26 protein-coding genes are annotated in these 23837 nt (G+C 62.3%); 12 read left to right on the top strand and 14 right to left on the bottom strand.

The window, feature by feature from the left end:
• The first annotated feature begins 58 nt into the window (after positions 1–58).
• Entirely contained in the window at positions 59–895 is an 837-nt protein-coding gene (locus tag B2V17_RS12580; protein WP_292998188.1) for a Coq4 family protein, read from the top strand.
• A 240-nt stretch (positions 896–1135) separates the two neighbouring features.
• Here the strand turns inward: B2V17_RS12580 and B2V17_RS12575 are convergent, their stop codons facing one another.
• The 3 genes from B2V17_RS12575 to purL all read right to left on the bottom strand — a co-directional run bounded on the left by B2V17_RS12575 (position 1136) and on the right by purL (position 4120).
• Positions 1136–1543, bottom strand: coding sequence for a hypothetical protein (locus tag B2V17_RS12575; protein ID WP_292998186.1), 408 nt, complete (start codon positions 1541–1543; stop codon positions 1136–1138).
• A gap of 196 nt (positions 1544–1739) precedes the next feature.
• The gene (locus B2V17_RS12570; protein WP_292998184.1) at positions 1740–1895 is read right to left on the bottom strand and encodes a hypothetical protein; all 156 of its coding nucleotides are present in this window, start codon (positions 1893–1895) and stop codon (positions 1740–1742) included.
• Positions 1895–4120, bottom strand: a complete 2226-nt coding sequence (purL, locus tag B2V17_RS12565) for a phosphoribosylformylglycinamidine synthase subunit PurL (RefSeq protein ID WP_292998182.1) — start codon at positions 4118–4120, stop codon at positions 1895–1897. Before purL ends, B2V17_RS12570 begins: the two co-directional genes overlap by 1 nt.
• A 141-nt stretch (positions 4121–4261) precedes the next feature.
• Here purL and B2V17_RS12560 point away from each other — a divergent pair, with 141 nt between their 5' ends.
• Positions 4262–4564 carry a TM2 domain-containing protein gene (locus tag B2V17_RS12560; protein WP_292998180.1) on the top strand — a complete coding sequence of 101 codons (303 nt, stop codon included), beginning with the start codon at positions 4262–4264 and terminating at the stop codon, positions 4562–4564.
• An 18-nt stretch (positions 4565–4582) separates the two neighbouring features.
• Here the strand turns inward: B2V17_RS12560 and B2V17_RS12555 are convergent, their stop codons facing one another.
• Together B2V17_RS12555 and B2V17_RS12550 are read right to left on the bottom strand one after the other, a co-directional pair.
• Complete coding sequence (locus B2V17_RS12555; protein ID WP_292998178.1) at positions 4583–5221, bottom strand: hypothetical protein; 639 nt, start codon at positions 5219–5221, stop codon at positions 4583–4585.
• Between the two features lie 6 nt (positions 5222–5227).
• The gene (locus B2V17_RS12550) at positions 5228–5644 is read right to left on the bottom strand and encodes a DUF2177 family protein (RefSeq protein WP_292998176.1); all 417 of its coding nucleotides are present in this window, start codon (positions 5642–5644) and stop codon (positions 5228–5230) included.
• A gap of 80 nt (positions 5645–5724) precedes the next feature.
• On the opposite strand from B2V17_RS12550, the gene B2V17_RS12545 reads away from it, so the two are divergent.
• The 6 genes from B2V17_RS12545 to B2V17_RS12520 all read left to right on the top strand — a co-directional run bounded on the left by B2V17_RS12545 (position 5725) and on the right by B2V17_RS12520 (position 9878).
• Positions 5725–5973 carry an exodeoxyribonuclease VII small subunit gene (locus tag B2V17_RS12545; protein WP_292998174.1) on the top strand — a complete coding sequence of 83 codons (249 nt, stop codon included), beginning with the start codon at positions 5725–5727 and terminating at the stop codon, positions 5971–5973.
• A 62-nt stretch (positions 5974–6035) separates the two neighbouring features.
• Positions 6036–6860, top strand: a complete 825-nt coding sequence (locus tag B2V17_RS12540) for a polyprenyl synthetase family protein (RefSeq protein ID WP_292998230.1) — start codon at positions 6036–6038, stop codon at positions 6858–6860.
• Complete coding sequence (coaD, locus tag B2V17_RS12535) at positions 6861–7355, top strand: pantetheine-phosphate adenylyltransferase (protein WP_292998172.1); 495 nt, start codon at positions 6861–6863, stop codon at positions 7353–7355. It begins immediately after the preceding gene.
• 102 nt (positions 7356–7457) lie between these two features.
• Positions 7458–8129, top strand: coding sequence for a peptidylprolyl isomerase (locus B2V17_RS12530; RefSeq protein ID WP_292998170.1), 672 nt, complete (start codon positions 7458–7460; stop codon positions 8127–8129).
• A 117-nt stretch (positions 8130–8246) separates the two neighbouring features.
• Positions 8247–9278 carry a tRNA preQ1(34) S-adenosylmethionine ribosyltransferase-isomerase QueA gene (queA, locus tag B2V17_RS12525; RefSeq protein ID WP_292998168.1) on the top strand — a complete coding sequence of 344 codons (1032 nt, stop codon included), beginning with the start codon at positions 8247–8249 and terminating at the stop codon, positions 9276–9278.
• 84 nt (positions 9279–9362) lie between these two features.
• Entirely contained in the window at positions 9363–9878 is a 516-nt protein-coding gene (locus B2V17_RS12520; protein ID WP_292998166.1) for a hypothetical protein, read from the top strand.
• Here B2V17_RS12520 and B2V17_RS12515 read toward each other — a convergent pair.
• A complete protein-coding gene (locus B2V17_RS12515) occupies positions 9875–10459 on the bottom strand; it encodes a TetR/AcrR family transcriptional regulator (protein WP_292998164.1) in 585 nt (194 codons plus the stop codon). The two genes, B2V17_RS12520 and B2V17_RS12515, sit on opposite strands and share 4 nt — an antisense overlap.
• A 44-nt stretch (positions 10460–10503) precedes the next feature.
• Between B2V17_RS12515 and B2V17_RS12510 the strand changes: the two genes are divergently transcribed.
• The 4 genes from B2V17_RS12510 to B2V17_RS12495 are packed head-to-tail and all read left to right on the top strand — an operon-like array spanning position 10504 to position 15476.
• Entirely contained in the window at positions 10504–11937 is a 1434-nt protein-coding gene (locus B2V17_RS12510) for a carotenoid oxygenase family protein (RefSeq protein ID WP_292998162.1), read from the top strand.
• Positions 11938–11997: 60 nt separating this feature from the next.
• The gene (locus B2V17_RS12505) at positions 11998–12423 is read left to right on the top strand and encodes a hypothetical protein (RefSeq protein WP_292998161.1); all 426 of its coding nucleotides are present in this window, start codon (positions 11998–12000) and stop codon (positions 12421–12423) included.
• A gap of 10 nt (positions 12424–12433) precedes the next feature.
• Positions 12434–13558, top strand: coding sequence for a tRNA guanosine(34) transglycosylase Tgt (tgt, locus tag B2V17_RS12500; protein ID WP_292998160.1), 1125 nt, complete (start codon positions 12434–12436; stop codon positions 13556–13558).
• 52 nt (positions 13559–13610) lie between these two features.
• A complete protein-coding gene (locus tag B2V17_RS12495) occupies positions 13611–15476 on the top strand; it encodes an ABC-F family ATP-binding cassette domain-containing protein (protein ID WP_292998159.1) in 1866 nt (621 codons plus the stop codon).
• A gap of 37 nt (positions 15477–15513) precedes the next feature.
• Here B2V17_RS12495 and B2V17_RS12490 read toward each other — a convergent pair whose 3' ends face one another.
• The 8 genes from B2V17_RS12490 to glyA all read right to left on the bottom strand — a co-directional run bounded on the left by B2V17_RS12490 (position 15514) and on the right by glyA (position 23831).
• Positions 15514–18705, bottom strand: a complete 3192-nt coding sequence (locus B2V17_RS12490; RefSeq protein WP_292998158.1) for a hypothetical protein — start codon at positions 18703–18705, stop codon at positions 15514–15516.
• A gap of 131 nt (positions 18706–18836) precedes the next feature.
• Positions 18837–19523, bottom strand: a complete 687-nt coding sequence (locus B2V17_RS12485) for a nitroreductase (protein ID WP_292998157.1) — start codon at positions 19521–19523, stop codon at positions 18837–18839.
• A gap of 62 nt (positions 19524–19585) precedes the next feature.
• Positions 19586–19744: a hypothetical protein gene (locus B2V17_RS12480; protein WP_292998156.1), complete on the bottom strand. Its 159-nt coding sequence runs from the start codon at positions 19742–19744 to the stop codon at positions 19586–19588.
• Positions 19745–19867: 123 nt separating this feature from the next.
• Positions 19868–20482 (bottom strand): 30S ribosomal protein S4, encoded by a 615-nt coding sequence (rpsD, locus tag B2V17_RS12475; RefSeq protein WP_292998155.1) that lies wholly within the window; start codon positions 20480–20482, stop codon positions 19868–19870.
• A gap of 153 nt (positions 20483–20635) precedes the next feature.
• A complete protein-coding gene (locus B2V17_RS12470) occupies positions 20636–21730 on the bottom strand; it encodes a TrmJ/YjtD family RNA methyltransferase (RefSeq protein ID WP_292998228.1) in 1095 nt (364 codons plus the stop codon).
• Positions 21731–21855: 125 nt separating this feature from the next.
• Entirely contained in the window at positions 21856–22317 is a 462-nt protein-coding gene (gene nrdR / locus B2V17_RS12465) for a transcriptional regulator NrdR (RefSeq protein WP_292998153.1), read from the bottom strand.
• Positions 22318–22518, bottom strand: coding sequence for a hypothetical protein (locus tag B2V17_RS12460; RefSeq protein ID WP_292998151.1), 201 nt, complete (start codon positions 22516–22518; stop codon positions 22318–22320).
• Between the two features lie 2 nt (positions 22519–22520).
• Positions 22521–23831 (bottom strand): serine hydroxymethyltransferase, encoded by a 1311-nt coding sequence (gene glyA / locus B2V17_RS12455; protein WP_292998149.1) that lies wholly within the window; start codon positions 23829–23831, stop codon positions 22521–22523.
• Between the last annotated feature and the right edge of the window lie 6 nt (positions 23832–23837).

Genomic DNA, 23837 nt, shown 5'->3' with positions numbered 1-23837 from the left:
CCAGCGGGCGCGCACTGTATTGACATTTCTGTAAGTAGTTCGCAGTATCGGCTTTGCCATGAACATGATGACCACTGTCGCCGCGGGGCCTCAGGCCCATGTCGATTTCGCCGCGCCGGACCTGCCGCTTATGCTGCCGGGCCGGCCGAAGATGCGGTATGACCTGCCCAAGGCTTGGCGTCACTTCAAGGAGCTGATCAAGGACAAGGACGATACGGCGCAGGTCACGCCAATCTTTGAGGCTCTGCCGTGGCTGGGCGTCTATGACGCGGCCCTGGCCTTTCTCAAGACCGATCGGGCCCAGGAAATCCGCCGCAAGGAGCCCTCGCTGGTCAAGATCCTCGACGATCGCGCCAGCCTGCGCAGGCTTCCGGCAGGCAGCGTCGCCCAGGTCTATTGCGACTTCATGGAGGAGGCCGGGTTTTCGGCCCAGGGCCTGGTTGACGAGCTTGACAAGAACCGGCCTGCCGAGCGCTATTATGACGATCAGGTCACCTGGTACTTCAACCGGATGCGCGACACGCATGATCTGCTTCACGTTCTGACCGGGTTCAGCCGTGACGCACTGGGCGAGCTGTGCGTGCTGGCCTTCACCTACAGCCAGCAGCCGAGCCCGGCGCATCTGTTCCTGGGTTATGCCGGCGCATTCCAGGTCAGCAAGCACCCGGTCAAGGCGCCGGTCTTCCGCGCCGTGCGCGAGGCGCAGAAGATGGGCAAGGCGTGCCCGCGGCTGGTTGAGATGGCGATCACCGAACTGCTGCCGCTCCCGATCGAAGTGGCCCGCGCCAGGCTCAATATTGCCGAGCCGAAGTTCTATCGCCAGGCCCATGCCGTTTGGCAGGGCCAGGGAGTCGATCCCTACGATCTACTGGCGCCGGTCAAGCAGGCGGCTTGAGGTGAGGGGGGCTGCCCTCTCGCCAAAGTCTTCACCCTGAACTTGTTTGAGCAAGCTCAGCTTCGCTTCCAGGGTCTATTGTGCCATTTGCCCAAAGCGCAGGATAGTTAGCAAACCGAGCGGTCAGTGCATTCCAAGCGCCAACTGGGCCATCCGTAAAATGGCCCCTGGAAGCGAAGCTGAGCTTGCTCAAACAAGTTCAGGGTGACGGGCGTGGGTTGATGGCCGGTAAGGCCTAAATCACCGCAGCTCTTTGCGGATCACCAGCTTCAGCCCTGACCAGACATCGTCCACCGCGCAGACCTTGGTATCGACGAATCCCAGCGGCAGGCACAGCTCGCGAATGGTGTCTTCGGTGATGTCGGTGGGCAACTTTGAGGCCTTTTTTGGCCAGCTGACCCAGACCTGACCATCGGGCGCGATTTGCTTGCGCAGCGCGATCAGCCGCGCTTCGAGAACCGCGCGTTCGGTAACGAAGACATGGGCGGCGTCGATTCCTTTGGCGGGATCGGCGACAAAGGTCAGTTCCAGGGCATATTCGGCGATCTCGTCGAACACGTCCTCGGGCATGGCATCGAACCACACCCGCATCCCATCACGCAGCGACAGCTTCTTGGCGAGGGGTGTGCCAGAGTAGCCTGTGGTCATGCCTGACAATCCTTCTAAACCAAGTTCGTCACCCTGAACTTGTTTCAGGGTCCATCGTGCTGCCCGCCCGAAGCGCGGAATCGCTAGCAAACCGCGCAGTCAGCTCATTTCACCCAGCAACTGGGCTATCTGCGAAATGGACCCTGAAACAAGTTCAGGGTGACGGGTACGGTAAGGGAGGGGTGCAGTCCGCCCCTCAAACCCCACGCTTGCCCAAATGCTCGCCAATCAGCCCATCAAGCGCCGCAATCCGGTCGCGCTCCGGCGTCCCGATCGCCAGACCCTTGAGCCGACAAGTCGCCCACAACTGCTTGCGTTCACTCTCGAGCGCCTTGAGGTACAGATCGGCCATCAGGTTTCCATCCAATCGCGGAAAAATGCTTCGTTGGCAGCCCGCAGTTCGGCAAGTGTAACCGATTGGCGCTTACCGCCATCAATCCATTCGAAAGTGCAGGCATCACCGCCGGTCAAGCCAACTGGTACTGCGATCAAGCCAGCTGCGTCGGCACGGCCCTTGATCGCGGCGAAATCTGAGCCGGTCACGATGTAACGACCCTGGTCTTCGCCAAAGTAGAGACCGGCCAGCGGAGGCAGGTTGGGGGCGATCTGGCTGGTAAACCCGATGTTTCGGGCCAAGGCCATTTCCGCCATCGCCACAGCGGCACCGCCATCGGCACAGTCGTGAACCGCGCTCACACTGCCATCGGCAACCAGCGCACGGACGAGTTCACCCGCCGCGCGTTCCTTGGCCAGATCAACCGCCGGTGGATCGCCGTCCTCTCGGCCATGCAGTTCGCGCAGCCACAGCGACTGACCGAGGTGGCCGGAAGAGTGGCAGATCAGCACGATCATTTGCCCCTCGGCCTTAAACCCGATCGTCGCCATCTTGGCGTAGTCGTTCATCAGACCCACGCCGCCGATCGCCGGGGTCGGCAAGATCGCAGAGCCGCCGCCGGTGGCCTTGCTCTCGTTGTACAGCGACACGTTGCCGCTCACGATCGGGTAATCCAGCGCGCGGCAAGCGTCGCCCATGCCGCGCAGGCACTCGACGATCTGGGCCATGATCTCGGGCCGCTGCGGATTGGCGAAGTTAAGGCAATTGGTAATTGCCAAGGGCTTGGCCCCGACAGCTGAGATATTGCGGTAGGTTTCCGCGACCGCCTGCTTGCCGCCTTCGTAGGGGTCGGCGTAGCAATAGCGCGGGGTGCAGTCGGTGCTCATCGCCAGCGCCTTGCGGGTGCCGTGGAGCCGCACCACCGCCGCGTCGCCGCCGCTCTTCTGCAGCGTATCGGCGCCGACCTGGCTGTCGTACTGTTCCCAGATCCAGCGCCGGCTGGCAAGATCGGGGCAGGCCATCAGCTTGAGCAGATCGGCGGCGATATCGGTGCTTTCGGGAATATCGCCCAGCGGCTTGACCGCCGCCCAAGTCTTGTATTCCTCGAGGCTCAGCGCCGGACGATCGTACAGCGGCGCGTCCTCGGCCAAGGGGCCAAGTGGAATGTCGCAGACGGTCTCGCCTTGCCAGGTCAGCACCATGTGGCCGGTATCGGTCACTTCGCCGATCACCGCGAAATCGAGCTCCCACTTCCGGAAGATCGCCTCAGCCATCGGCTCCTTGCCAGGCTTGAGCACCATCAGCATCCGCTCCTGGCTCTCGCTCAGCATCATCTCGTAGGGCGTCATGCCCTCTTCGCGGCACGGCACCTTGTCCATGTCGAGAATGATCCCGGCCTTGCCGTTGGTGGCCATTTCGACCGAGCTGGAGGTGAGGCCCGCCGCGCCCATGTCCTGAATCGCGACGATCGCGTCGGTTGCCATCAGTTCCAGGCAGGCTTCGATCAGCAGCTTTTCGGTGAAGGGATCGCCGACCTGCACCGTCGGGCGCTTTTCTTCCGAATCCTCGCCGAAATCGGCAGAGGCCATGGTCGCGCCGTGGATTCCGTCGCGTCCGGTCTTGGAGCCAACATAGACGATCGGATTGCCGATCCCGGTGGCGGCCGAATAGAAGATCTTGTCGGCATCGGCGACGCCGACGGTCATCGCGTTGACCAGAATGTTGCCGTCATAAGCGGTGTGGAAGTTGGTTTCACCGCCTACGGTCGGCACGCCGACGCAGTTGCCATAACCGCCGATCCCGGCGACCACGCCCTTGACCAGACTTTTCATCTTGGGATGGTCGGGCCGACCAAAGCGCAGCGCGTTCAGGTTGGCAACCGGACGCGCGCCCATGGTGAAGACATCGCGCAGAATTCCGCCGACGCCGGTGGCTGCACCCTGGTAGGGCTCAATGTAGCTCGGGTGGTTGTGGCTCTCCATCTTGAAGATCGCGGCCTGCCCGTCGCCGATGTCGATCACCCCGGCGTTCTCACCCGGACCGCAGATCACCCAGGGAGCCTCTGTGGGCAGCTTCTTGAGGTGGATACGGCTCGACTTGTAAGAGCAATGCTCGGACCACATCACCGAGAAGATCCCTAGCTCGACCATGTTCGGCTCGCGCCCGAGTGCATGGAGCACGCGCTGGTATTCATCCTCGGAAAGCCCGTGCTGGGCGACGACTTCGGGAGTAATCTCGGCCATGCGCGGGCGCATAGCGGGGCAGGGGGATTCGCACTAGTCCTGGGCAGAGCCTAAACGGGGGATTTTTGGGGCAGCGGAGCCGGATATCGATCCCTTAACCTTTTTGCGGTTCTATTCTCCCGCCGAGAAGGGGAGGCACGCATGGCGAAATACAACGGTGACATTTCCGCATTCCAGGGTTCGTTTTACAAATCCGGAAGCGACAAGAACCTGTTTGTGGCCATTTTGCTGTGCTTTTTTCTGGGTTTCACTGGAATTCACCGCTTCTACCTGAACGAGCAAGGCCACGGCTTTTTCCACCTCGGACTGTGCTTCATTGCGGTCATTTTCGGGCTGTTTACGCTGAACTTCTGGCTGTTTGCCTATATCATCATGGCTCAGTCGCTGATTCTGCTGGTTGAGATTGTTCTGCTGTTTATCCGGGTTATCAACGAAGGCGGCTGAACGCCTCCTTCCGGTGCATCAAGCCCGGGCGCTTTTCCCCATCCACCAGGCGGCCAGAGTTGCCAGACCAAAGGCAACAAAGGCCAGCAGGCTCGTGCCTGCGGTCACCTCGGGTTCGACCGGGCCGAACCAGTTGACCGCTTGCAGCGCCAAGAGCACCGCGGCCAGCGTCCAGACCCGCGCTGCGGCGGGCTGGCGATTGCGGGCATAGAGCCACAGCGCGCCGAAGGTGATGCCCAGCTCAATCGGCATTTCCAGATACGGATAGTTCCACAGCGCAAATCCCAGCTTCGGCGGCGATCCGGCCAGGGTCAGGTCAGGCACGTGGACCAGCAGGTCCAGCAACCAGTGTGACAGCACCACTGCCCCGGTCGTCAGGGCCGCACCACGATCTCGGGTTGCGGCCAGCACCAGCCCGGCGAACCCGGCTGCGAAAATCGCCGAGCCGAGCAGGCTGTGAGTATAGGGCATGTGATAGAGGTCCAGAGGGTTCATCGCGCTGATCCCGGGGGAAAAGCGCATGTGCTCCACCCCGGCAAGCAGCAGGCCGAAGAACGCCCAATCGACCAGCTGAGCTGCGACAAACAGAACGCCGATCGTCGGCATCGGGCGCCGGGCCGCGACAGCCAACGCCGGTGCCCAGTGCCCGATGAACATCGCCGGTCAGCCCTGGATTTTGATCATCGCCAGGGTAGCGGCACCGGCCGCCAGCCCGCTGGCGACTGTACCCCAGGCGATATCGACCAGAGTCATCTCGATCGGCCAGTTCTTCAGTGTGGCCATATTGGTCAGGTTGTAGGTCGCATAGGCGGTCAGGCCCAGCGCCGCACCGAAACCGGTGGCGATCGCGACGCCGTAGTTGGTCGGCGCAAGCAAGGTGCCCGGGGCGACCGCGAACAGCGTCAGCGCGGCGAAATAGATCACGTAAAACACGATCGCCGGGCCGATCCGGAACTTGTCGGTCAGCAGCTCGCCCAGCGCCGGGCGATAGAGCACCGGCGTTGCGAACCGCAGCCAGACCATGTCGAGGATCAGAAACAGTGCGCCCACGATCGGGTAGGCAAGGTACCACTTGAACATCAAGAAATCTCCCCGGGAGCAATGCGCCCCGTGCCTTCCTAGCTTGACCGCTGCGGCGCGCGCGGTCAATGGTCGATGCCATGAGCGAGACCGATCCCGAGATTGCCGCCCTGTCGTTCGAGGACGCGCTGCGCGCGCTGGAAGACATCGTCCGCAAGCTGGAAAGCGGCGAAGTGCCGCTGGATGCGACGATGGACCTTTATGAGCGCGGTGAAAAGCTGCGCCAGCATTGTCAGGCCCGGCTCGATGCGGCGCAGCTGCGGATCGAGAAGATCGTCGCCGGGGCGGACGGCCAGGCGGCCGGCACCCAACCCTTCGACGCCGGCTGATCGTGCCCACCGAACCGCTGCTGGCCGATGCGCTTGGCGCGATCGCCCGCGATATCGATGGCATGTTCGACGCGCTGTTGCCGTCGCAGGGTCGGCTGGCCGCTGCGATGCGCCATGCCGCGATTGGCGGGGGCAAGCGGCTCCGCCCGCTGCTGCTGACCGCAACCGCCGCGATGCACGGCGCCGATCGCACCCATGCCATGCGCGCCGCGGTGGCGATCGAGGCGATCCATGCCTATTCGCTGGTTCACGACGATCTGCCCTGCATGGACGATGACGCCATGCGCCACGGCAAGCCGAGCACGCATATCGCCTTTGGCGAGGCGATGGCGGTGCTGGCGGGCGATGCGCTGCAGAGCTTCGCCTTCGAAGTGCTGTCCGATCCGGCAACCAGTGGCGATCCGTTCGTCCGGGCCGAAATGGTCCAGGTGCTGGCGCTGGCATCGGGCGCGCAGGGCATGGTCGGCGGGCAGGTGCTCGACATCGAGGGTGAGGGGCAGGCGCTGGACCTGCCGGCGATCACCCGGATGCAGCAGCTCAAAACCGGGGCGCTGCTTTCCGCTGCCGTGGAAATGGGCGCGGTGCTGGGCAAGTTGCCCGCCGAGGGGCGGATGCACCTGAAGGGCTATGCCCGCGATATCGGTCTCGCCTTCCAGATCGCCGATGACCTGCTCGATCATGCCGGCGATGAAACCAAGGCCGGCAAGGCGCTGCGCAAGGATGCCGAAGCGGGAAAGCAGACCTTCGTTGCCGCGCTGGGTGCGGACCGGGCGCGCGAGCAGGCGCGGATGCTGGTCGATCAGGCGATTGCGCACCTTGGCTCATACGGGCAAGAAGCAGACCTGCTGCGCGCCGTGGCGCGCTACATCGTGGAGAGGGACCACTAGATGACCAAGCGCATCGGCGTTTACCCCGGCACTTTCGATCCGATCACCCTGGGCCACATGGATATCATCGAGCGCGGGGCCAAGCTGGTCGACGAGCTGATCATCGGGGTGACCACCAATATCGCCAAATCGCCGATGTTCAGCGATGACGAGCGGATCGCGATGGTCGAGCGTGAAGTGGCGCGGGTCGGCAATGCCAAGATCCGGGTGGTCGGGTTCAACTCGCTGCTGATGGACTTTGCCGATGCGATGAACGCGCAGGTGGTGATCCGCGGCATCCGGGGCGTGACCGACTTCGAATACGAGTATCAGCTGACCGGCATGAACCGGCAACTGAACCACGAGGTAGAGACCGTGTTTCTGATGGCCGACGTCGCGCTGCAGCCGATCGCCTCGCGGCTGGTCAAGGAGATCGCCAAGTACGGCGGCGACATCTCCAAATTCGTCACACCGGCGGTCCGCGATGACGTCGTGGCGCGAATTGCCAAGGATTGACCATCGGGGACGAGTAGTTTCCGTTCATTGCCATGACAGCGTCGGGGCGCTATCCCGCCGCCGACGATCGGCCGTTTGGCCCTATTGCGAGAATTCTGATCCATGAACCGCCGCCTGTTTGCCTCCATTGTCCTCGGCCTGACGCTGGCTGCCACCCCCGCGGTCGCCAAGAAGAAGGAGCCGCTCGCTCCGGCTGCGCCGGCCATTTCCGTGGTGGTAAGCCCTGACGTTTCGGTCGATCCGGACAATATCCTGGTGCTCGACCTGTCGAACGGCGGGCGCGTCATGATCCGGCTGATGCCGACCTGGGCTCCGGGCCATGTCGAGCGGGTCAAGACGCTGACCAAGCAGGGCTTTTACAACGGGATCATCTTCCACCGCGTGATCGATGGCTTCATGGCGCAGACCGGCGATCCGACCGGGACCGGGCAGGGCGGTTCGCAGCTGCCCGACCTCAAGGCCGAATTCAACTATGTGCCGCATGTGCGTGGAACGGTTTCGATGGCACGGACCGACCAGCCCGATACCGCCAACAGCCAGTTCTTCATCGTGTTCTACCCGCGCTTCGCGCTTGATCACCGTTACACCAACTTCGGGCGGGTGATTTCCGGGATGGACGTGGTAGACGCGATCGTGCGCGGCGAGCCGCCGTCGAACCCGACCAAGATCGTCCAGGCTTCGATGCTTTCGGAAAACAAGCCGCGTCCAGCCGTTGCCGCACCGGCACCGACGGCGATCACCGCCGACATGCTGAGCAATTCGAAGTCGAACTGAGCGCACTACGCCGGGGGCTTCGACAAGCTCAGCCGGAGCGGGACTTGAATGTGTTTTACCCCAAGACCCGCTCCGGCTGAGCTTGTCGAAGCCCCTGCGCTGCTCTAGCGGCGCAGAATGCGCGTTGATCTGTTCGACTTCGAACTTCCGCCCGAACGGATTGCTCTGCGTCCCGCTCGCCCGCGCGATTCGGCGCGGATGCTGGTGGTGCCGGGCGCGCAGCCGTTGCGCGATCTGACGATGCGCGACCTGCCGGGCCAGCTCTGCCCTGGCGACGTGCTGGTCTTCAACGATACCCGGGTGATCCCCGCTCAGCTGGAGGGTTATCGCGGCCAGGCCCGGATCGGCGCGACGCTGCACAAGCGTATCGACCTGCGCCGTTGGCAGGCCTTTGTCCGCAACGCCAAGCGCCTGAAAGACGGCGACAGCATCGAATTCGCCGCCGGCGTTTCCGCCACGGCCGTAGCGCGCCATGCCGATGGCAGCTGGACCCTGGCTTTCGCCGGGGAGGAACCTGTCGAAGTTCTGCTCGACCGGGCTGGGCAGGTGCCGCTGCCGCCCTATATTGCCGGAAAGCGCGCGATCGACGATCGGGACCGCAGCGATTACCAGACCATGTTCGCCGCCAAGGATGGTGCCGTCGCCGCGCCCACCGCCGCGCTGCACTTCACGCCCGAATTGATGGCGGCGCTGGCAGAGGCCGGGATCGGCCACGAAACGCTGACCCTTCACGTCGGAGCCGGCACCTTCCTGCCGGTCAAGGCCGATGACACCCAGGATCACCAGATGCACGCCGAATGGGGCAGCATCGAACCAGAAGTCGCCGCCCGGCTCAACGCGGCGCGCGCCGCTGGCGGGCGGATCATCGCGGTTGGCACCACCTCGCTGCGCCTGCTCGAAAGCGCCGCCGACGAAGCCCGGGTGATCCATGCCTTTTCCGGGGACACCGCGATTTTCATCACCCCGGGCTATCGCTTCAAGGGAATCGACGGGCTGGTCACCAACTTCCACTTGCCCAGGTCGACCCTGTTCATGCTGGTCAGTGCATTGATCGGGCTGGAGCGGATGCAGGCGGCCTATGCCCATGCCATTGCCGAGGGCTACCGGTTCTACAGCTATGGCGATGGATCGCTGTTGCTACCAACCTGACAGTCGCGGCTTGCGCCGCTGCGACATTTCCGGTCTGTTACGGCACCCGGCATGCAAACAGCGCGCGGGCGGAGGGGATTGATCATGAACGATTCAAATTCGGCGCCCGCGGCGGCGCCCGGTCCGGTTGCGGGGCTGGCGATTGTTGCCATCGTGGTGGTGCTGGTGATCGCCTGGGCGGTGCTGGGAACCATGCTGTTTTCCGATCTGACGCTGTTCGGCGGGTTCCTGCTGCTGTGGCACTGGGCCAACCTTGAGCAGCTTGAGATCAAGCGCATGCCCGCGACGATTGCCGGGGCCTTGGTCGGCATCGGACTGGCCTGGCAGGTTGTTTATTTAACCCAGCAGATGGGCTCGACCGGCACGATTATCGGCCTGCTGGTGATGATCGCGGCGATCTACATCCAGATAATCAATGTCATGCCGATGCTGTTCAATGCCGCGGCCATGCTGTTTCTGACAGTGGCTGCCGCACCGCTGATCCAGCTCAAGGTCGATTTTGCCGAACTGGCGCTATCGACCGTTGTCGCCGGATTGTTTTTTGGCGCACTGGTCGAAGGATTGAAGCGCGCTGCGGCGCGGTTTGGCGGCGGGGCCTAGCGCGGAAACAGCGTCGCGGAATCAATCACCCGGTCGATCATCGCATCATCGTTCGGGAGCTGCTGATCGAGCATTAGCATGGCAAGGCCGTGGACAACGGCCCAGGCCTGGATCATCAGGCGCTGCTCGGCCTCGGGATCGCCGCCGGTCGCTCCGGCAGCCTTCTGGCGCAGCAATTGCGCTGCCAGATTATCTCCGAATAGAGTCTGCCCGGCGCGGTCGCATTGGCTGAAGGTCAGGCGGAACAAGGCCGGGTTGGCCAGCGCCCAGCGGACATAGGCGCGCCCTGTTGCGGCAAAGGCATCGGCGCTGCCATCCGAATCGGCTGCGGCCTGCTGCTGGAATCGCCCCAGCTGTTCGATCCCGGCATTGGCAAGCGCCTGCATCAGCGCCTGCTTGTCGGGGAAGTGGCGGTAAACGGCGGTGGCGGAAACGCCGACTTCGCGGGCCAGGTGGCGGAGCGAGAGATCGGCGAAGTCGGTGGTTTCCAGCGCCTTCAACCCCGCTTCGACCAGGGCTGCGCGCAGATCGCCGTGGTGATAGGTGCGCGTCGCCGCTTTCGATGTTGACACTGTTACCATAACCTCTATGTTTACGGCATAAACATTAAGGAGAGTTTCCACCCATGGCAAGCGCCGTCGAAACCGCGATCCGTTCCGTGGTCACCAAGGGCATAACCACCGTGGCCAATCTCAATCGAGCCTTGCAGCAAAAGGATCGCGCGCATCCCTATCTTACCGGGATCTATGCCCCGATGTCGGATGAGCGCACGATCACGGATCTCAAGGTGACCGGCGAGATCCCGGCCGAACTGAGCGGTCGCTACGTCCGGATCGGGCCCAACCCGTTCAACCCAGATCCGCGCGGCCATCACTGGTTCGTCGGTGACGGAATGGTTCACGGCGTGCGGCTGCAAGGCGGCAAGGCGCTGTGGTATCGCAACCGCTACATCCGATCGAAGGCGCTTGAATCCAAAGGCGGACCCAAGGCAGCCCCGGGGCCGCGCCGCGGCCGGCGTGATCTGATCAACACCAATGTGATCCAGCACCATGGCAAGGTATTGGCGATCGTCGAGGCCGGATCGTTCCCGGCTGAACTGGACGAGAATTTGGAAACGGTCGCTTACACCGATTTCGGCGGTTCGCTGACATTGCCCTTCAGCGCCCATCCGCACGAAGACCCGCTGACCGGAGAGCTGCATGCCGTGGTCTATGACGGGATGACCCAGAACGCCGTCTGGCATGTGGTCGTCTCGCCGGAAGGCAAGGTTGTCCGGCAGGAGCCGATCCCGGTGCAGGACGGTCCTTCGATTCACGAATGTGCGATCACCAAGAATTATGTGCTGGTGTTCGACTTGCCGGTGACCTTTTCGATGAAGGCACTGATCGGCGGCCAGCAGTTTCCATTTGCCTGGAACCCGGAGCACAAGGCCCGGGTCGGCCTGCTGCCGCGCACCGGCAGCGCCGAACAGATCGTCTGGTGCGAAGTTGATCCCTGCTATGTCTTCCATGTTGCCAATGCCTATGAGCGCGAAGATGGCGTGGTGATCTGCGACAGTTCGGTTCACGAAACGATGTTCGCCGGCGGTCCTGACGGTCCCAACGGCAAGGCATTGGGGATGGAGCGCTGGCTGATCGATCCCAAGGGCGGCAAGGTCGAACGGATCACGCTGGATACCGCGCCGCAGGAATTCCACCGTCCCGACGAGCGCCGCTTTGGCCAGACCTATCGCTATGCCTGGTCGCTGGGGCTGCCTGGCGGAGAAAGCTCGTTCCTCGGCGATGCGCCGATCTATCGCTACGATCTGGAGACCGGTGAGCGCCAGGTCCATGATTTCGGGCCGGGCAAGGTTCCGGGCGAGTTCGTCTTCGTGCCGCGCAGCGCCAATGCGCCAGAGGGTGACGGCTGGGTAATGGGCTATGTGATCGACCGGCTGACCGACACTACCGATCTCGTCATTCTGGACGCCGCCGACATGTCCAAACCGCCGGTCGCCAGCATCCACATCCCGCACCGAGTCCCGCCGGGTTTTCACGGCAACTGGCTGCCCGACGCTTGATCCAGGGCAAGACAAACCCGCTCCGTCCCTGCTAGGCCAAGGCCTGGAAGGGGCGGAGCGATGACGGATCTGGCAAGCAAAGCGGCGATCGAAGCCCGGCTGGAACGCTATGCCGAAAGCCATGGCGATCCGACCGGGCCGGTCATGGCCGAATACTACCGCCGGTACCCCGATGCGCGGGCCAGCTTTGCCCACCATTCTCCGCACGATCCGGCCAAGCTGGAAGCGGAGATGGTCGGCAACACGATCTATTACCTGCTGTGCTGGTTCGAAAATCCAATCGAGGCGCGGATTTATTTCGATACGTCGGTGCCGCATCACCGTGTCGCACTGGCAGTCCCGCCGGACTGGTACCGCGGGCTTATCGAGGCGACGATCGACGTAATCGAGAATGCCACTAATGCCGCGAATGCCGCTGAGGAGGCTGCCTGGCGCGAAATGCGCGCCGGGCTGGTTGGGCTGGTCGAACGCAACCGTTTCGAATAGGGCGCGGCGGATGACCGCTCCGCGCTTCGCATTCTCGATCCACGCCACCGATGGCAAGGCCCGCACCGGCACCATTGCCATGCGCCGGGGCGAGATTCGCACACCTGCTTTCATGCCGGTCGGCACCGCCGCCACGGTCAAGGCAATGAAGCCCGAGAGCGTGCGGCAGACCGGCGCTGATATCCTGCTTGGCAACACCTATCACCTGATGCTGCGCCCCGGAGCGGAACGGGTCGCGCGGCTGGGCGGGCTGCACAGGTTCATGAACTGGGATCGCCCGATCCTGACCGACAGCGGCGGCTATCAGGTGATGAGCCTGTCTGACCTGCGCAAGATCACCGAGGAGGGGGTGACCTTCAAAAGCCATCTCGATGGCTCCAAGCACCTGATCACCCCCGAACGCTCGATGGAGATCCAGCGCTTGCTGGGCAGTGACATCGTCATGGCCTTCGATGAATGCCCGCGGGCCGATGCTCCGCGCGAGGTGATCGAAAAGTCGATGCAGATGTCGATGCGCTGGGCCGCCCGCAGCCGCGCCGGGTTTGACAGCGGCGAAGAGCACGCCAGCCACGCTGCGTTGTTCGGTATCCAGCAGGGCGCGCTCGACGAAGCTCTGCGCCGCGAGAGCGCCCAGGCGCTGCAGGAAATCGGCTTCGATGGCTATGCAATCGGCGGTCTGGCGGTGGGCGAGGGGCAGGAGGCGATGTTCGCCACGCTCGACTTCGCCCCGGGCATGCTCCCCGCCGACAAGCCCCGCTACCTGATGGGCGTGGGCAAGCCCGACGATCTGGTCGGCGCGGTCGAGCGCGGGGTAGACATGTTCGATTGCGTGCTGCCCAGCCGCTCAGGCCGGAACGGGCAGGGCTTCACCTGGCACGGCCCGGTCAACCTGCGCAACGCGCGCCATGCCGAAGATACCGCACCGCTTGATGAACGCTGCCCTTGCGATGCCTGCACCAAGTACAGCCGCGCCTACCTGCATCACCTCCACAAGAGCGGCGAAATTCTGGGGGCGATGCTGCTGACCGAGCACAACCTGACCTTTTACCAGCAACTGATGGCGGCCATGCGCGAGGCGATTGCGGAAGGGCGGTTTGCTGCGTTTGCGGCAAGTTTCCGGCGGGACTACGCCTGAATCCAAGCCTTCGTTTGGTCATCCCCAGCAACCCTGCTAGGGGCGCGGCGCAATGTTTACGATCAACGCAGTCACCGTGCGGCTTGGCGGCCGGGTCATCCTCGATGGGGCTTCGGCGACGATTCCGCCCGGGGGCCGGATCGGGCTGATCGGGCGCAACGGCGCGGGCAAGTCAACCTTGATGAAAGTGCTGGTCGGCGAGCTCGATGCCGACGAGGGCTCGGTCGAAATGCCCAAGCGCACGCGCCTGGGCTATATTGCGCAGGAAGCGCCGAGCGGGGAGATCACGCCGTTCGAAGCCGTGCTCGCCGCCGATGCGGAACGCACCGCGCTGCTCGAAGAGGCTGAGCACTGTGTCGATCCCCACCGGCTTGGCGATCTGCATGATCGGCTGCTGGCGATCGATGCCTATTCCGCCCCCTCGCGCGCGGCGATCATCCTGACCGGGCTGGGTTTTGACGAAGCCATGCAGGCCCAGCCGCTCGACAGCTTTTCGGGCGGGTGGAAGATGCGGGTGGCGCTGGCGGCGCTGTTGTTCTCGGCGCCCGACGTACTGCTGCTCGACGAGCCGTCGAACCACCTCGACCTCGAATCGACGCTATGGCTGGAGAGCTTTTTGAAGGGCTATCCCGGCACGCTTCTGGTGATCAGCCACGAGCGGGACCTGCTCAACAATGTGGTCGATTCGATCCTGCACCTGCAGGGCGGCAAGCTGGCGCTCTATCCCGGCAACTACGATTCGTTTGAGACCCAGCGGGCCGAACGCGCCGCGCAGCTGGCTGCGGCCAAGGCCTCGCAGGATGCCCAGCGGGCCAAGCTGCAAGACTACGTCGCGCGCAATTCGGCGCGTGCTTCCACCGCCAAGCAGGCCCAGTCGCGCGCCAAGATGCTCGCCAGGATGCAGCCGATCGCGGCCTTGATGGAAGATCCCAGCCTCAGCTTCGATTTTCCCAGCCCCAAGGAAATGCGCCCGCCATTGATCACGCTCGATCTGGCGGCAGTGGGGTACAACGACAAGCCGATCCTCCAGCGGCTCAACCTGCGGATCGATCCCGATGACCGGATCGCGCTGCTGGGCCGCAACGGCAACGGCAAGACCACGCTGGCGCGGCTGCTGGCGGCGCAGCTCCCTGCGCTCGAAGGTTCGATGCGGGCCTCGGGGCAGATGACTGTGGGCTACTTCACCCAGTACCAGGTCGAGGAACTGGCAGGCGGCGATACCCCGCTGGAGCACATGACCCGCGCGATGCCGAACGCCACCCCCGGCGCGGTGCGGGCGCAGCTGGGCCGGTTCGGCTTTTCGGGCAACCGCGCCACGACCAAGGTCGGGTCGCTTTCGGGCGGCGAGCGCGCGCGGCTGGCGCTGGCGCTGATCACCCGCGATGCGCCCAACCTGCTGATCCTCGACGAGCCGACCAACCACCTCGACGTCGATGCGCGCGAGGCGCTGGTCCAGGCGCTCAACGAATTCAGCGGCGCGGTGATCCTGATCAGCCACGATCGGCACATGGTTGAACTGACCGCCGACCGGCTGGTGCTGGTCGATAACGGCACCGCCAGCGACTATGCCGGATCGATGGAGGATTACATCGACTTCGTGCTGGGCCGCAATCAGCCCAAGGCCGATGGCAAGCCCAAGGGCGAAAAGAAAGACAAGAAAGCCGCCGCCCAGGCCCGTGAGCTCGCGCGGCAAGTGGCCAAGGAAGTCAGCGAGGCCGAGGTCGTGGTCGCCCGCTGGCAGAAGCAGCTATCGGCGATCGACCAGGCGATATTCGCTCCCAATAGCGCCGCCGCCGATTTGCGCGACCTCACCATGGGCGAACTCTCCCGCCGCCGCGGCGAGGCGCTGCGCGAGCTAGAGCAGGCAGAGGAGCTGTGGCTGGTAGCGAGTGAGCGGCTGGAGCGCCAGGAAGCCTAGAGTCTTGTTTTCACACCCTACAATAATTTCCGGTTCCCTATTTTGCGAACGCGGTCGCAAGCTGCTGGGCAACAAATCGAGCCTCCGCGAAACGCGAATTCGCCGCCAGAAACCTGGCCAGGCCGGCATAATGCCTGCGCCTGGCCTGAAGCCGTTTTCTCCCGGCCGAGCTTTTGGCTTCCCGCATTTTGGACGGGACGAAGGTATAGCCAAATGCGGCCCGCTTGATCGCAAAGGCAGTATAGGCGCGCTCGCGTTCTTCGGCATCGAATTCATCCAGACCGGCTTCATCACAATAATGCTTGACCAAATCCAGTCGCTGATTCCAGCCTTCGCTAGTGTTTGCGAAAACCGGATAATCGTCGATCAATTGCGATATGTCGCGAAACACGATTTCCGGCTTTGAAGCTTCAAGATCGATCATTACGATCCGAGACCGCCGGTCGACGATCCAGTTTTCGGGATGCGCATCCTTTTTCTTGGAGACCGGCAGATCGCTGGGCAACAATTTGAACCAGGCCTCTGCCGCCCGTTGTGGAGCTTCGATATTCTCTATTTTTGAGAGGTTTCCTTTGAAACGCTCCAGGGTTTTCCGTGCAAACGCGTTGTCGTCGTCCCAATTGATCCCGCACCAGTCATGGTAGATCCGCAGAAAATCGAGTGATTTCATGACAAGTTCGCTGCCAGCGTAGCCGTTGGGCGTGTCCTTGAAGATGTACCTTCCCAGATCTCTCCCGCTTTCGCGCTCCATCGCATATATGCTGTCGATATCCGGTTTCTTGCGTCCGTTGGCGGGGGCGGGTCTATAGTCGATCATTGCAATCGGCTTGGGCAGGAGCAAATCCTTGAAGTCCGTGTTCGTTCCCAGATAACTAGCAAACTTCTTGGTGGCATCGATTTCTTTTTGCGCATCAGCGCGCCCCATCGGTTTCAGCACCATCGCACTGCTCAGCAAGCGATGCGGATCCTCGAGAAAGAAGACTTGCGATCGTCCGCCGAGCAGCTTCCGCTTGAATTCATCAGAGCTGGCAGCCCTGTGCACCGCAGCGTCGAGCAAATCCTGACGCTTGCCTGCCAGCACTTTCTCCCGGACATCGGCAAGCATGCCTGGCAATTCCGGGCACGGTGCTATCAATTGAGACAAGGCCGAAGCGGGGCGCTCGGCATAGCCGGCGAGCTGGAACAACGGCCAGGGCCAGTTTGGTTCCTCGCAATGCGCGCTGAGCGCCGCTTCGATCGCTTCCCTTAGGTGTGCCGGATCGCCCGATTGCTCGTAAAAGAACTCGTGAATCCTTGCAATCATGCTGCATTGTTCGCGGGATTTCTGACCTTGCTCTCTGGCCTGGAGTTTGAGTTCCAGGGCTTGTTTGAACAGTTCGGGATCTCTGGCTGCCCGGGCCTGGCGGTAATAGGCATCGCCCAAAAGGCCCAAAAGGTGCGGGGTTTGGTTGCCGTAGGCCTTTGCTTTCTGAAAATGAAAGATCGCCTTTTGATGGGCGTCTGGTCCAGCCAAAGCTATCCCGGCCCGCAGATAGGCTTCGCCCAATTTGGAATGGCTCACCATAAAGGAAAATGAATCCGGAAGTGACTCAATGGTCCCTACGGCCACGGCTTGCGCTCGTTCGAAGTAAGCTATCGCTTCGACGATAAGCTCTGGTGCATCCTCGTCGGTAATGACTGTTTGGCCAAGCTTTGAAAGCCGCAGAGCATAGTCCGCAGCCTGTGAGAGCAATGAGGCATTGGGCTCCTTCAGAATGTCGATAGCCGCAGTATAAAGCCGATAAGTTTCCATACCTAGATTGTCGGCATCGAGGCGTCGTGACAGGCCTGCAGCGTAAGAGAGGCAAAGTCCGGTATGCTCGCTGGTTTCTTCGAGTTCATCGACAAATGAGACGACCTGATCGATGACCGCTTTGGTCGTTATTCCAAGTTCGATGGTCCCGTTCAGTTGTTCGCTCCAGGATTGATGCAAGCCCAGCAAGGCAGAAAAATGCCAGCGATTTCCCGCTGTGCCGATTGCCAGCAATTGGTTGCAAAACGCCAAGATGCCCGGATTGTCATGAGCCGCAATGGCTTCACGCAGCGCAAGCTCCAGCTTGCTGGCTGCAATTTGTTTGCCAACCTTGTCTCTCAATTCAGGGGAGCCAACCAAATGCAGGGAAGCTTCAGCTTCATCCAGATCGGCCAATGCCTGGTCAGGTTGGACCAGACTATTCAATCCGGAATGGCGTAGCAGCGCCAGCGACAGATCGGCGCCTCCGAACCCATGAGCGGCCGCCAAACGAAGATCGGGAAGCGCGGCTTCGATATCTTCTAGCATCCGCTGTTCCGCGGCATCTCCAATCAGGCTCCAGCGCAGCGAGGTGGTATGTCCCCGATACCCGTGAAACACGTAATCGGAATTTTCGTTAGTGGAATCTTGAAGCGTAAGTGCCTTTGAGCAGGCGGCTATCGCCGCTTCAACATGATGCACCCGAGCTGGATCGCCGCTTTCAATAGGTTTCAACGAAGCCATGTGCCATTTGTAAACGTCGGAGTAGTACTGACGATCTTTGAACCTGGTGATGCCGAGCAACTCCGCCAGGCTGTCATGGGCTGCATGATCAAACCCTAACTCGAGCCTACGAACAAGGCATTCACGAAGGTAGGTTTGGCACTCAGCGCCATCGTTGCCGAGCTCATACGAGTCATAAAGATCGTCGAACGCCTCTTCGAGTTCGATTTCGTCAGAGCGCGTGCGGCAAAGCAGGATGCGTGAGACGCCGCGCATGCCGGTGGCAAGTCGCAGCTGGGCCTGGGTGAGTTTGCCCCTGTCGGTCAGAAGCTGGTTTAGTATGGCAATAGCGGCTTCGAGCAAGCTCGCATCTCGCCCGTCGGCGATGAAGATCTTTCGGCCCACTCCAAAATAGCCGGAACCGGCCCGCATCATCATCTCGGTTCGGGTCTTGGCGAAGCCCAGCATCTGGTCGCTAAGGGCTCTACGCATTTCATAGGTCTCAACGACCGTGGCGGCCACAAAACCGCCATAGACGGCCGCCCACTCTGCTTCTCCACGCAGCTCGATCGAACTTCTGTTATCGAGGATTTCTCTCCAACCGATAGCGACCAAACGCGGGCAATGTTCCTTGCCCGAAATATCCGGCAATCCAAAAGTCTCGAATACGCGTTTAACGCGGGCTTTGGCAGGAGGATCGAGCAACGCTTCGATCGCCGGATGGGGGGGCATCATGAGTCACTTACAAAGTATAACACTGTCGTGAACACTGTCTCATACTTGGTGGAGCGCAGTCAACCAAGTAGTTCAATACCCCTTTTGAGAGCCCTTTTCGCTAAATATTGCGCGTGCCAGTTCGAGTTTGATCAAGCCTCTTCCAGGTCGAACCCCACCCAGCGCGTGGCCTCGTCCACGCTCTTGCGTTCCGACACCACGGCGTTCGCGGGGAAGCTGTCATCGGGCCAGCCCAAGGCCACAGCCTTCATGATCACCTGATCGTCAGGAATTCCGGCGTGTTCGCGCACTACCGGGCTTTGCATGATTCCCTGGCTGTTGATCACGCAGCCGAGCCCGCGTGACCAGGCCGCGTTTACCAGCGCGGTGGTGACCGCACCGCAATCGAAGGCGGTATCGTCGCTGTCGGCCAGTTCCTTGTCATAAGTGACGATAACGCAGACCGGGGCGTCGAACTGGCGGAACCCGCGCAGTACCCAGTCGAGCCTGGCCTCCTTGTCTTCGCGGGCGATGCCCTGGGCAGCGAACAGCTGCTTGGCGACCCCGATCTGGCGTTCGCGGTGGACCCCTTCAAAAGCATGGCCGGTGCGGAATTCGCGGCTGTGCGGTACGCCGGCGAGATTCCGTTCGGTATTGCCTGCGCGGATCCGGTCAAGCGGTTCGCCGGTGATGATGTGGAAGTTCCAGGGCTGTGTATTCATCGAACTCGGTGCGCGCATCGCCAACGTCAGCACTTCCTCGATCAGCGCGCGCGGGACCGGTTTGTCCAGATAGCCGCGTGTACTGCGCCGTCCCATGATCACGTCATCGAAATCCATTCGCATTCCTCCACCCTGTCTGAGTGTCGAGGTAGCAAATTAATTGGACGATTAAACCCCCTTCAACGCGTCTCAAGACGGGTTTCGCGATAGGCCTGGAACATACCATTCCGGCCATCGAGAAAGCCTGCGCCGATCGCGGCCGCGTAGCGCTGGGCCTGGGTCAATTCGGGATACCATTTGCCGCAGCGGTGCGGCGTGACAAAGCGGAACTGGGGCATCGGCCACCTCCTGCCGTCTTTGTCGCAAACCGGCATGAAGGCTGCGCAAACAAACAGCCCCAACGAAAAAGGGCGGCCCCATACGGGTACCGCCCTAATGCGTTTGCAACTCTGGCTAAGTGATTAGCGCGAGTAGAATTCGACCACGAGGTTCGGTTCCATCTTCACCGGGTAGGGCACTTCGTCAAGCGTCGGAACGCGGACGAAGGTTGCCTTGTCGGTGCCATCGGGCGCGACATAGTCGGGGATTTCACGCTCGGGCAGGCCCTGCGCTTCGGCGATCAGGGCCATTTCCTTGGCCTTCTTGCCCAGGCTGACCACGTCGCCCGGACGCACGCGGCGGCTGGCGATGTTGCACTTCACGCCGTTCACATAGATGTGGCCGTGCGAAACGATCTGGCGGGCCGAGAAGATGGTCGGCGCGAACTTGCAGCGGTACACAACCATGTCGAGGCGCTGTTCGAGCAGGCCGATCAGGTTCTGACCGGTATCGCCCTTCATGCGGCTCGCTTCCTGGTAGGTGCGCTTGAACTGCTTTTCGGTGACGTCGCCATAGTAGCCCTTGAGCTTCTGCTTGGCGCGCAGCTGGATGCCGAAGTCCGAAAGCTTGCCCTTGCGGCGCTGGCCGTGCTGGCCGGGACCGTAGGAGCGGCGGTTGACCGAGCTCTTCGGACGGCCCCAGATGTTTTCGCCCATACGGCGATCAATTTTATACTTCGACGAATTGCGCTTTGACATGGCGCGTCTGTCCTTCAATTTGCATGCGGTACGCGGTGTGCCGCTTCTGGTCCGGAACCGCACCGCCCGGCCTGTTGCCGGACGCGACCAAGGCTTCACCGGAGTGCCTGGTCAATTGCGAAGGCGCGCCTTTGGCCGCGAAGCGCGTGAAAGTCAACCCTTGGGCAGGTCTTTGGTGCCGGGCCGCCGCGGCCCCTTGCGCAAGGCGGACAGCACGCCGCGGAAGGTGCGCACCTCAAGATGGTTCCAGCCGGGCTTGGTGAGCAGGGTCCGCAAGGTCCGGCGCGTTGCAACGGCGCGCTTTTCGGGCAGATAATAGCCGGTTGGCGCCAACATCTCCTCCAACTGACCGATCAGGCCTTCCAGCTCTTCCTGCGGTGCCGGGGGCAGAAGCTCTTCGATTGGGGGCTGCTCCAGCGCGACATGTTTTGACCACTCATAGGCCAGCAGGATCACCGCCTGGGCAAGGTTGAGTGAGCCGAATTCCGGATTGATCGGCACCGTGACGATTGCCCTGGCCAGCGCAACATCTTCGGTCTCCAGCCCCGAGCGTTCCGGCCCGAAGATAAAGGCCGAGCGGCCCTGGTCGGTATGGACCGCGCGGGCAGTCTGCTCGGGGGTCAGAACCGGCTTTGTCACCCCGCGCTTGCGCACGGTGGTGGCATAGACATGGGCGCAGTCGGCGACTGCATCGGCCAGCGATTCGAACACCTCGGCCTTTTCCAGTACCAGGTCGGCGCCGGCAGCCGCGGGACCCGCGCTGGGATTGGGCCAGCCATCGCGCGGGGAAACCAGCCGCAGTTCGGTCAGCCCGAAATTGAGCATCGCCCGAGCCGCCTTGCCGATATTCTCACCCAGCTGCGGGCGGACGAGGACGATGATTGGTTCACTGACGGTGGCCAGATTTCGCTCATCCTGAGGAGGGGAAGAGACTGAGCTTGTCGAAGGCTCTTGCCCGTCTCGAAGGACCCGCGCTCGGCTCGCAAGCTGACGGATCACATCCCACTCACCACGGATCAAGGCCTCCTTCTTTGCCCGGGACCAGCCCTTCAACTTGCGTTCGTTGGCAAAGGCGGTGTCTCGATCGGCACAAAGATCCGACCAGACCAGCTCAACCGGTCTGCGATTGTGGGTGTAACCGGGATAGGTTCCATCATTATGCTGAGCCAGGCGGACATCGATGTCATCGGTGTGCCCGATGTAATAGCTGCCGTCGGAGCAGCGCAGCATGTAAGTCCAGAACTGCAAGGTCATCGCGTGGCAACAGGTCCTTCGAGACGCGAATGAGCCTTCGACAAGCTCAGTCTCCTTCGCTCCTCAGGATGAGCGAGCAGGGAGTTTGCATATTGGCGAGAACGACCAGTGGCAAGTAGCTATGCTTTGCCCGCATCCCTTACCGTGCTGGCGAAATCCTCGAAGTCCTTGGCTTCGGTAAAGTCGCGATAGACGCTGGCGAAGCGGATGTAGGCGACGCTGTCGAGCCCGCGCAGGCCTTCCATCACCATTTCCCCGATCCCCCGGGTAGTGACTTCGCTTTCGCCCATGGTCTCGATCTGGCGCTGCACGCCAGAAACCAGCTGATCGAGCCGCTCCTGCGCCAGACCGCGCTTGCGGCAGGCGAGGGCAACCGACTGGTCGATCTTGGAACGGTCGAAGCTTTCGCGCGTACCGTCAGACTTCACCACAGTGATTTCGCGCAGCTGGACCCGCTCGAAGGTGGTGAAGCGCGCGCCGCAGCTGTCACACTGGCGGCGGCGGCGGATCGCCGTGTTGTCTTCGGTTGGGCGCGAATCCTTTACCTGGCTGTCATCATGAGCGCAGAACGGACAACGCACTTACGGGCGGACCCGCTTGTAGAACATGATGCCTGCACCAATGACCAGACCAGCCGGAATCGACAGCACCGGAAGCAGCAAGCCTGCCGCTGCGCCGACTGCCGCCCCGGTCAGCACCGGCTTGGTCGATGGGTGCCGCATGCCTTCCTTGGCCATGCCGCTGATTTCCGCCTTGGCGTCGTCCACGAAGTTGTCGCTCATGATCAGAGTCCCGGATAGATCGGAAAGGCGGTGCACAGTTCGGCCACACGGTCGCGGACGCGCTGTTCCACCTGACCGTCGCCTTCATCGCCGTTGCGGGCCATGCCGTCAACGACCTCGGCGATCAGCTGGCCGATCACGCGGAACTCTTCCTCGCCGAACCCGCGGGTGGTTCCGGCCGGCGTGCCGAGCCGGATCCCCGAGGTGACGAAGGGCGAACGGGTATCATAGGGAATGCCGTTCTTGTTACAGGTCAGCCAGGCCCGATCGAGGCCCTTTTCGGCAGCCTTGCCGGTAACGTTTTTGGCCGAAAGGTCGACCAGCATCAGGTGATTGTCGGTCCCGCCCGAAACCACCCGCAGCCCCTGCTCGGTAACGCTGGCGGCGAGCGCCTTGGCATTGGCTACAACCTGCGCGGCATAGGCCTTGAATTCCGGCTTCAGCGCATCGCCAAAGGCCACCGCCTTGGCCGCGATAACGTGGACCAGCGGCCCGCCCTGCAGGCCGGGGAACACCGCCATGTTCATCTTCTTGGCGAGATCCTCGTCATTGGTCAGGATCACGCCAGAGCGCGGTCCGCGCAGGCTCTTGTGTGTGGTGGTGGTCACGACATGGGCGTGGGGGAAGGGCGAGGGGTGCGCGCCTCCGGCGACCAGGCCGGAGAAGTGCGAGATATCGGCCAGCAGCCAGGCGCCCACCTCGTCGGCGATTTCGCGGAAGCGCTTGAAATCCCAGTGGCGCGAATAGGCGGTGCCGCCGCAGATGATCAGCTTGGGCTTGTGCTCACGGGCGAGGGCCGCAACCTCGTCCATGTCGATCTGCTCGTCTTCCTGGCGCACGCCATAGGGGACGGGGACGAACCACTTGCCGCTCATGTTCACCGGGCTGCCGTGGGTGAGGTGCCCGCCGGCGTTGAGGTTGAGCCCCATGAACTTGTCGCCCGGGCTGAGCAGCGCCAGGAATACTGCCTGGTTCATCTGGCTGCCGGAATTGGGCTGGACATTGGCGAACTGGCAGCCGAACAGCGCCTTGGCCCGTTCGATCGCCAGGTTCTCGACCACGTCGGCATATTCGCAGCCGCCATAGTAGCGCTTGCCTGGATAGCCTTCGGCGTACTTGTTGGTGAAGACCGATCCGGTCGCCTCGAGAACGGCCAGACTGGTGATGTTCTCGCTCGCGATCAGTTCGATGTTGTGGCGCTGGCGATTGAGTTCGTTCTGGATCGCGGCATGGACCTCCGGGTCCGCCTCGGCCAGGTGAGCGGTGAAGAAACCGGCTGAACGCACCGGGGCAGTGGCAAGGGTGGTGGTCACGCGGGG

The sequence above is a fragment of the Novosphingobium sp. UBA6272 genome (genome assembly GCF_002440635.1).
In the GTDB taxonomy this organism is placed as follows: Bacteria; Pseudomonadota; Alphaproteobacteria; order Sphingomonadales; family Sphingomonadaceae; genus Novosphingobium.
The sequence above is the reverse complement of the archived record's forward strand: the minus strand, read 5'-3'. Positions and strand labels throughout refer to the sequence as shown.

Coding starts and splice junctions, on each gene's coding strand:
- B2V17_RS12580 (WP_292998188.1), top strand. CDS start 59: ATGAACATGATGACCACTGTCGCCGCGGGGCCTCAGGCCCATGTCGAT.
- B2V17_RS12575 (WP_292998186.1), bottom strand. CDS start 1,543: ATGACCACAGGCTACTCTGGCACACCCCTCGCCAAGAAGCTGTCGCTG.
- B2V17_RS12570 (WP_292998184.1), bottom strand. CDS start 1,895: ATGGCCGATCTGTACCTCAAGGCGCTCGAGAGTGAACGCAAGCAGTTG.
- purL (WP_292998182.1), bottom strand. CDS start 4,120: ATGGCCGAGATTACTCCCGAAGTCGTCGCCCAGCACGGGCTTTCCGAG.
- B2V17_RS12560 (WP_292998180.1), top strand. CDS start 4,262: ATGGCGAAATACAACGGTGACATTTCCGCATTCCAGGGTTCGTTTTAC.
- B2V17_RS12555 (WP_292998178.1), bottom strand. CDS start 5,221: ATGTTCATCGGGCACTGGGCACCGGCGTTGGCTGTCGCGGCCCGGCGC.
- B2V17_RS12550 (WP_292998176.1), bottom strand. CDS start 5,644: ATGTTCAAGTGGTACCTTGCCTACCCGATCGTGGGCGCACTGTTTCTG.
- B2V17_RS12545 (WP_292998174.1), top strand. CDS start 5,725: ATGAGCGAGACCGATCCCGAGATTGCCGCCCTGTCGTTCGAGGACGCG.
- B2V17_RS12540 (WP_292998230.1), top strand. CDS start 6,036: ATGTTCGACGCGCTGTTGCCGTCGCAGGGTCGGCTGGCCGCTGCGATG.
- coaD (WP_292998172.1), top strand. CDS start 6,861: ATGACCAAGCGCATCGGCGTTTACCCCGGCACTTTCGATCCGATCACC.
- B2V17_RS12530 (WP_292998170.1), top strand. CDS start 7,458: ATGAACCGCCGCCTGTTTGCCTCCATTGTCCTCGGCCTGACGCTGGCT.
- queA (WP_292998168.1), top strand. CDS start 8,247: ATGCGCGTTGATCTGTTCGACTTCGAACTTCCGCCCGAACGGATTGCT.
- B2V17_RS12520 (WP_292998166.1), top strand. CDS start 9,363: ATGAACGATTCAAATTCGGCGCCCGCGGCGGCGCCCGGTCCGGTTGCG.
- B2V17_RS12515 (WP_292998164.1), bottom strand. CDS start 10,459: ATGGTAACAGTGTCAACATCGAAAGCGGCGACGCGCACCTATCACCAC.
- B2V17_RS12510 (WP_292998162.1), top strand. CDS start 10,504: ATGGCAAGCGCCGTCGAAACCGCGATCCGTTCCGTGGTCACCAAGGGC.
- B2V17_RS12505 (WP_292998161.1), top strand. CDS start 11,998: ATGACGGATCTGGCAAGCAAAGCGGCGATCGAAGCCCGGCTGGAACGC.
- tgt (WP_292998160.1), top strand. CDS start 12,434: ATGACCGCTCCGCGCTTCGCATTCTCGATCCACGCCACCGATGGCAAG.
- B2V17_RS12495 (WP_292998159.1), top strand. CDS start 13,611: ATGTTTACGATCAACGCAGTCACCGTGCGGCTTGGCGGCCGGGTCATC.
- B2V17_RS12490 (WP_292998158.1), bottom strand. CDS start 18,705: ATGATGCCCCCCCATCCGGCGATCGAAGCGTTGCTCGATCCTCCTGCC.
- B2V17_RS12485 (WP_292998157.1), bottom strand. CDS start 19,523: ATGGATTTCGATGACGTGATCATGGGACGGCGCAGTACACGCGGCTAT.
- B2V17_RS12480 (WP_292998156.1), bottom strand. CDS start 19,744: ATGCCCCAGTTCCGCTTTGTCACGCCGCACCGCTGCGGCAAATGGTAT.
- rpsD (WP_292998155.1), bottom strand. CDS start 20,482: ATGTCAAAGCGCAATTCGTCGAAGTATAAAATTGATCGCCGTATGGGC.
- B2V17_RS12460 (WP_292998151.1), bottom strand. CDS start 22,518: ATGAGCGACAACTTCGTGGACGACGCCAAGGCGGAAATCAGCGGCATG.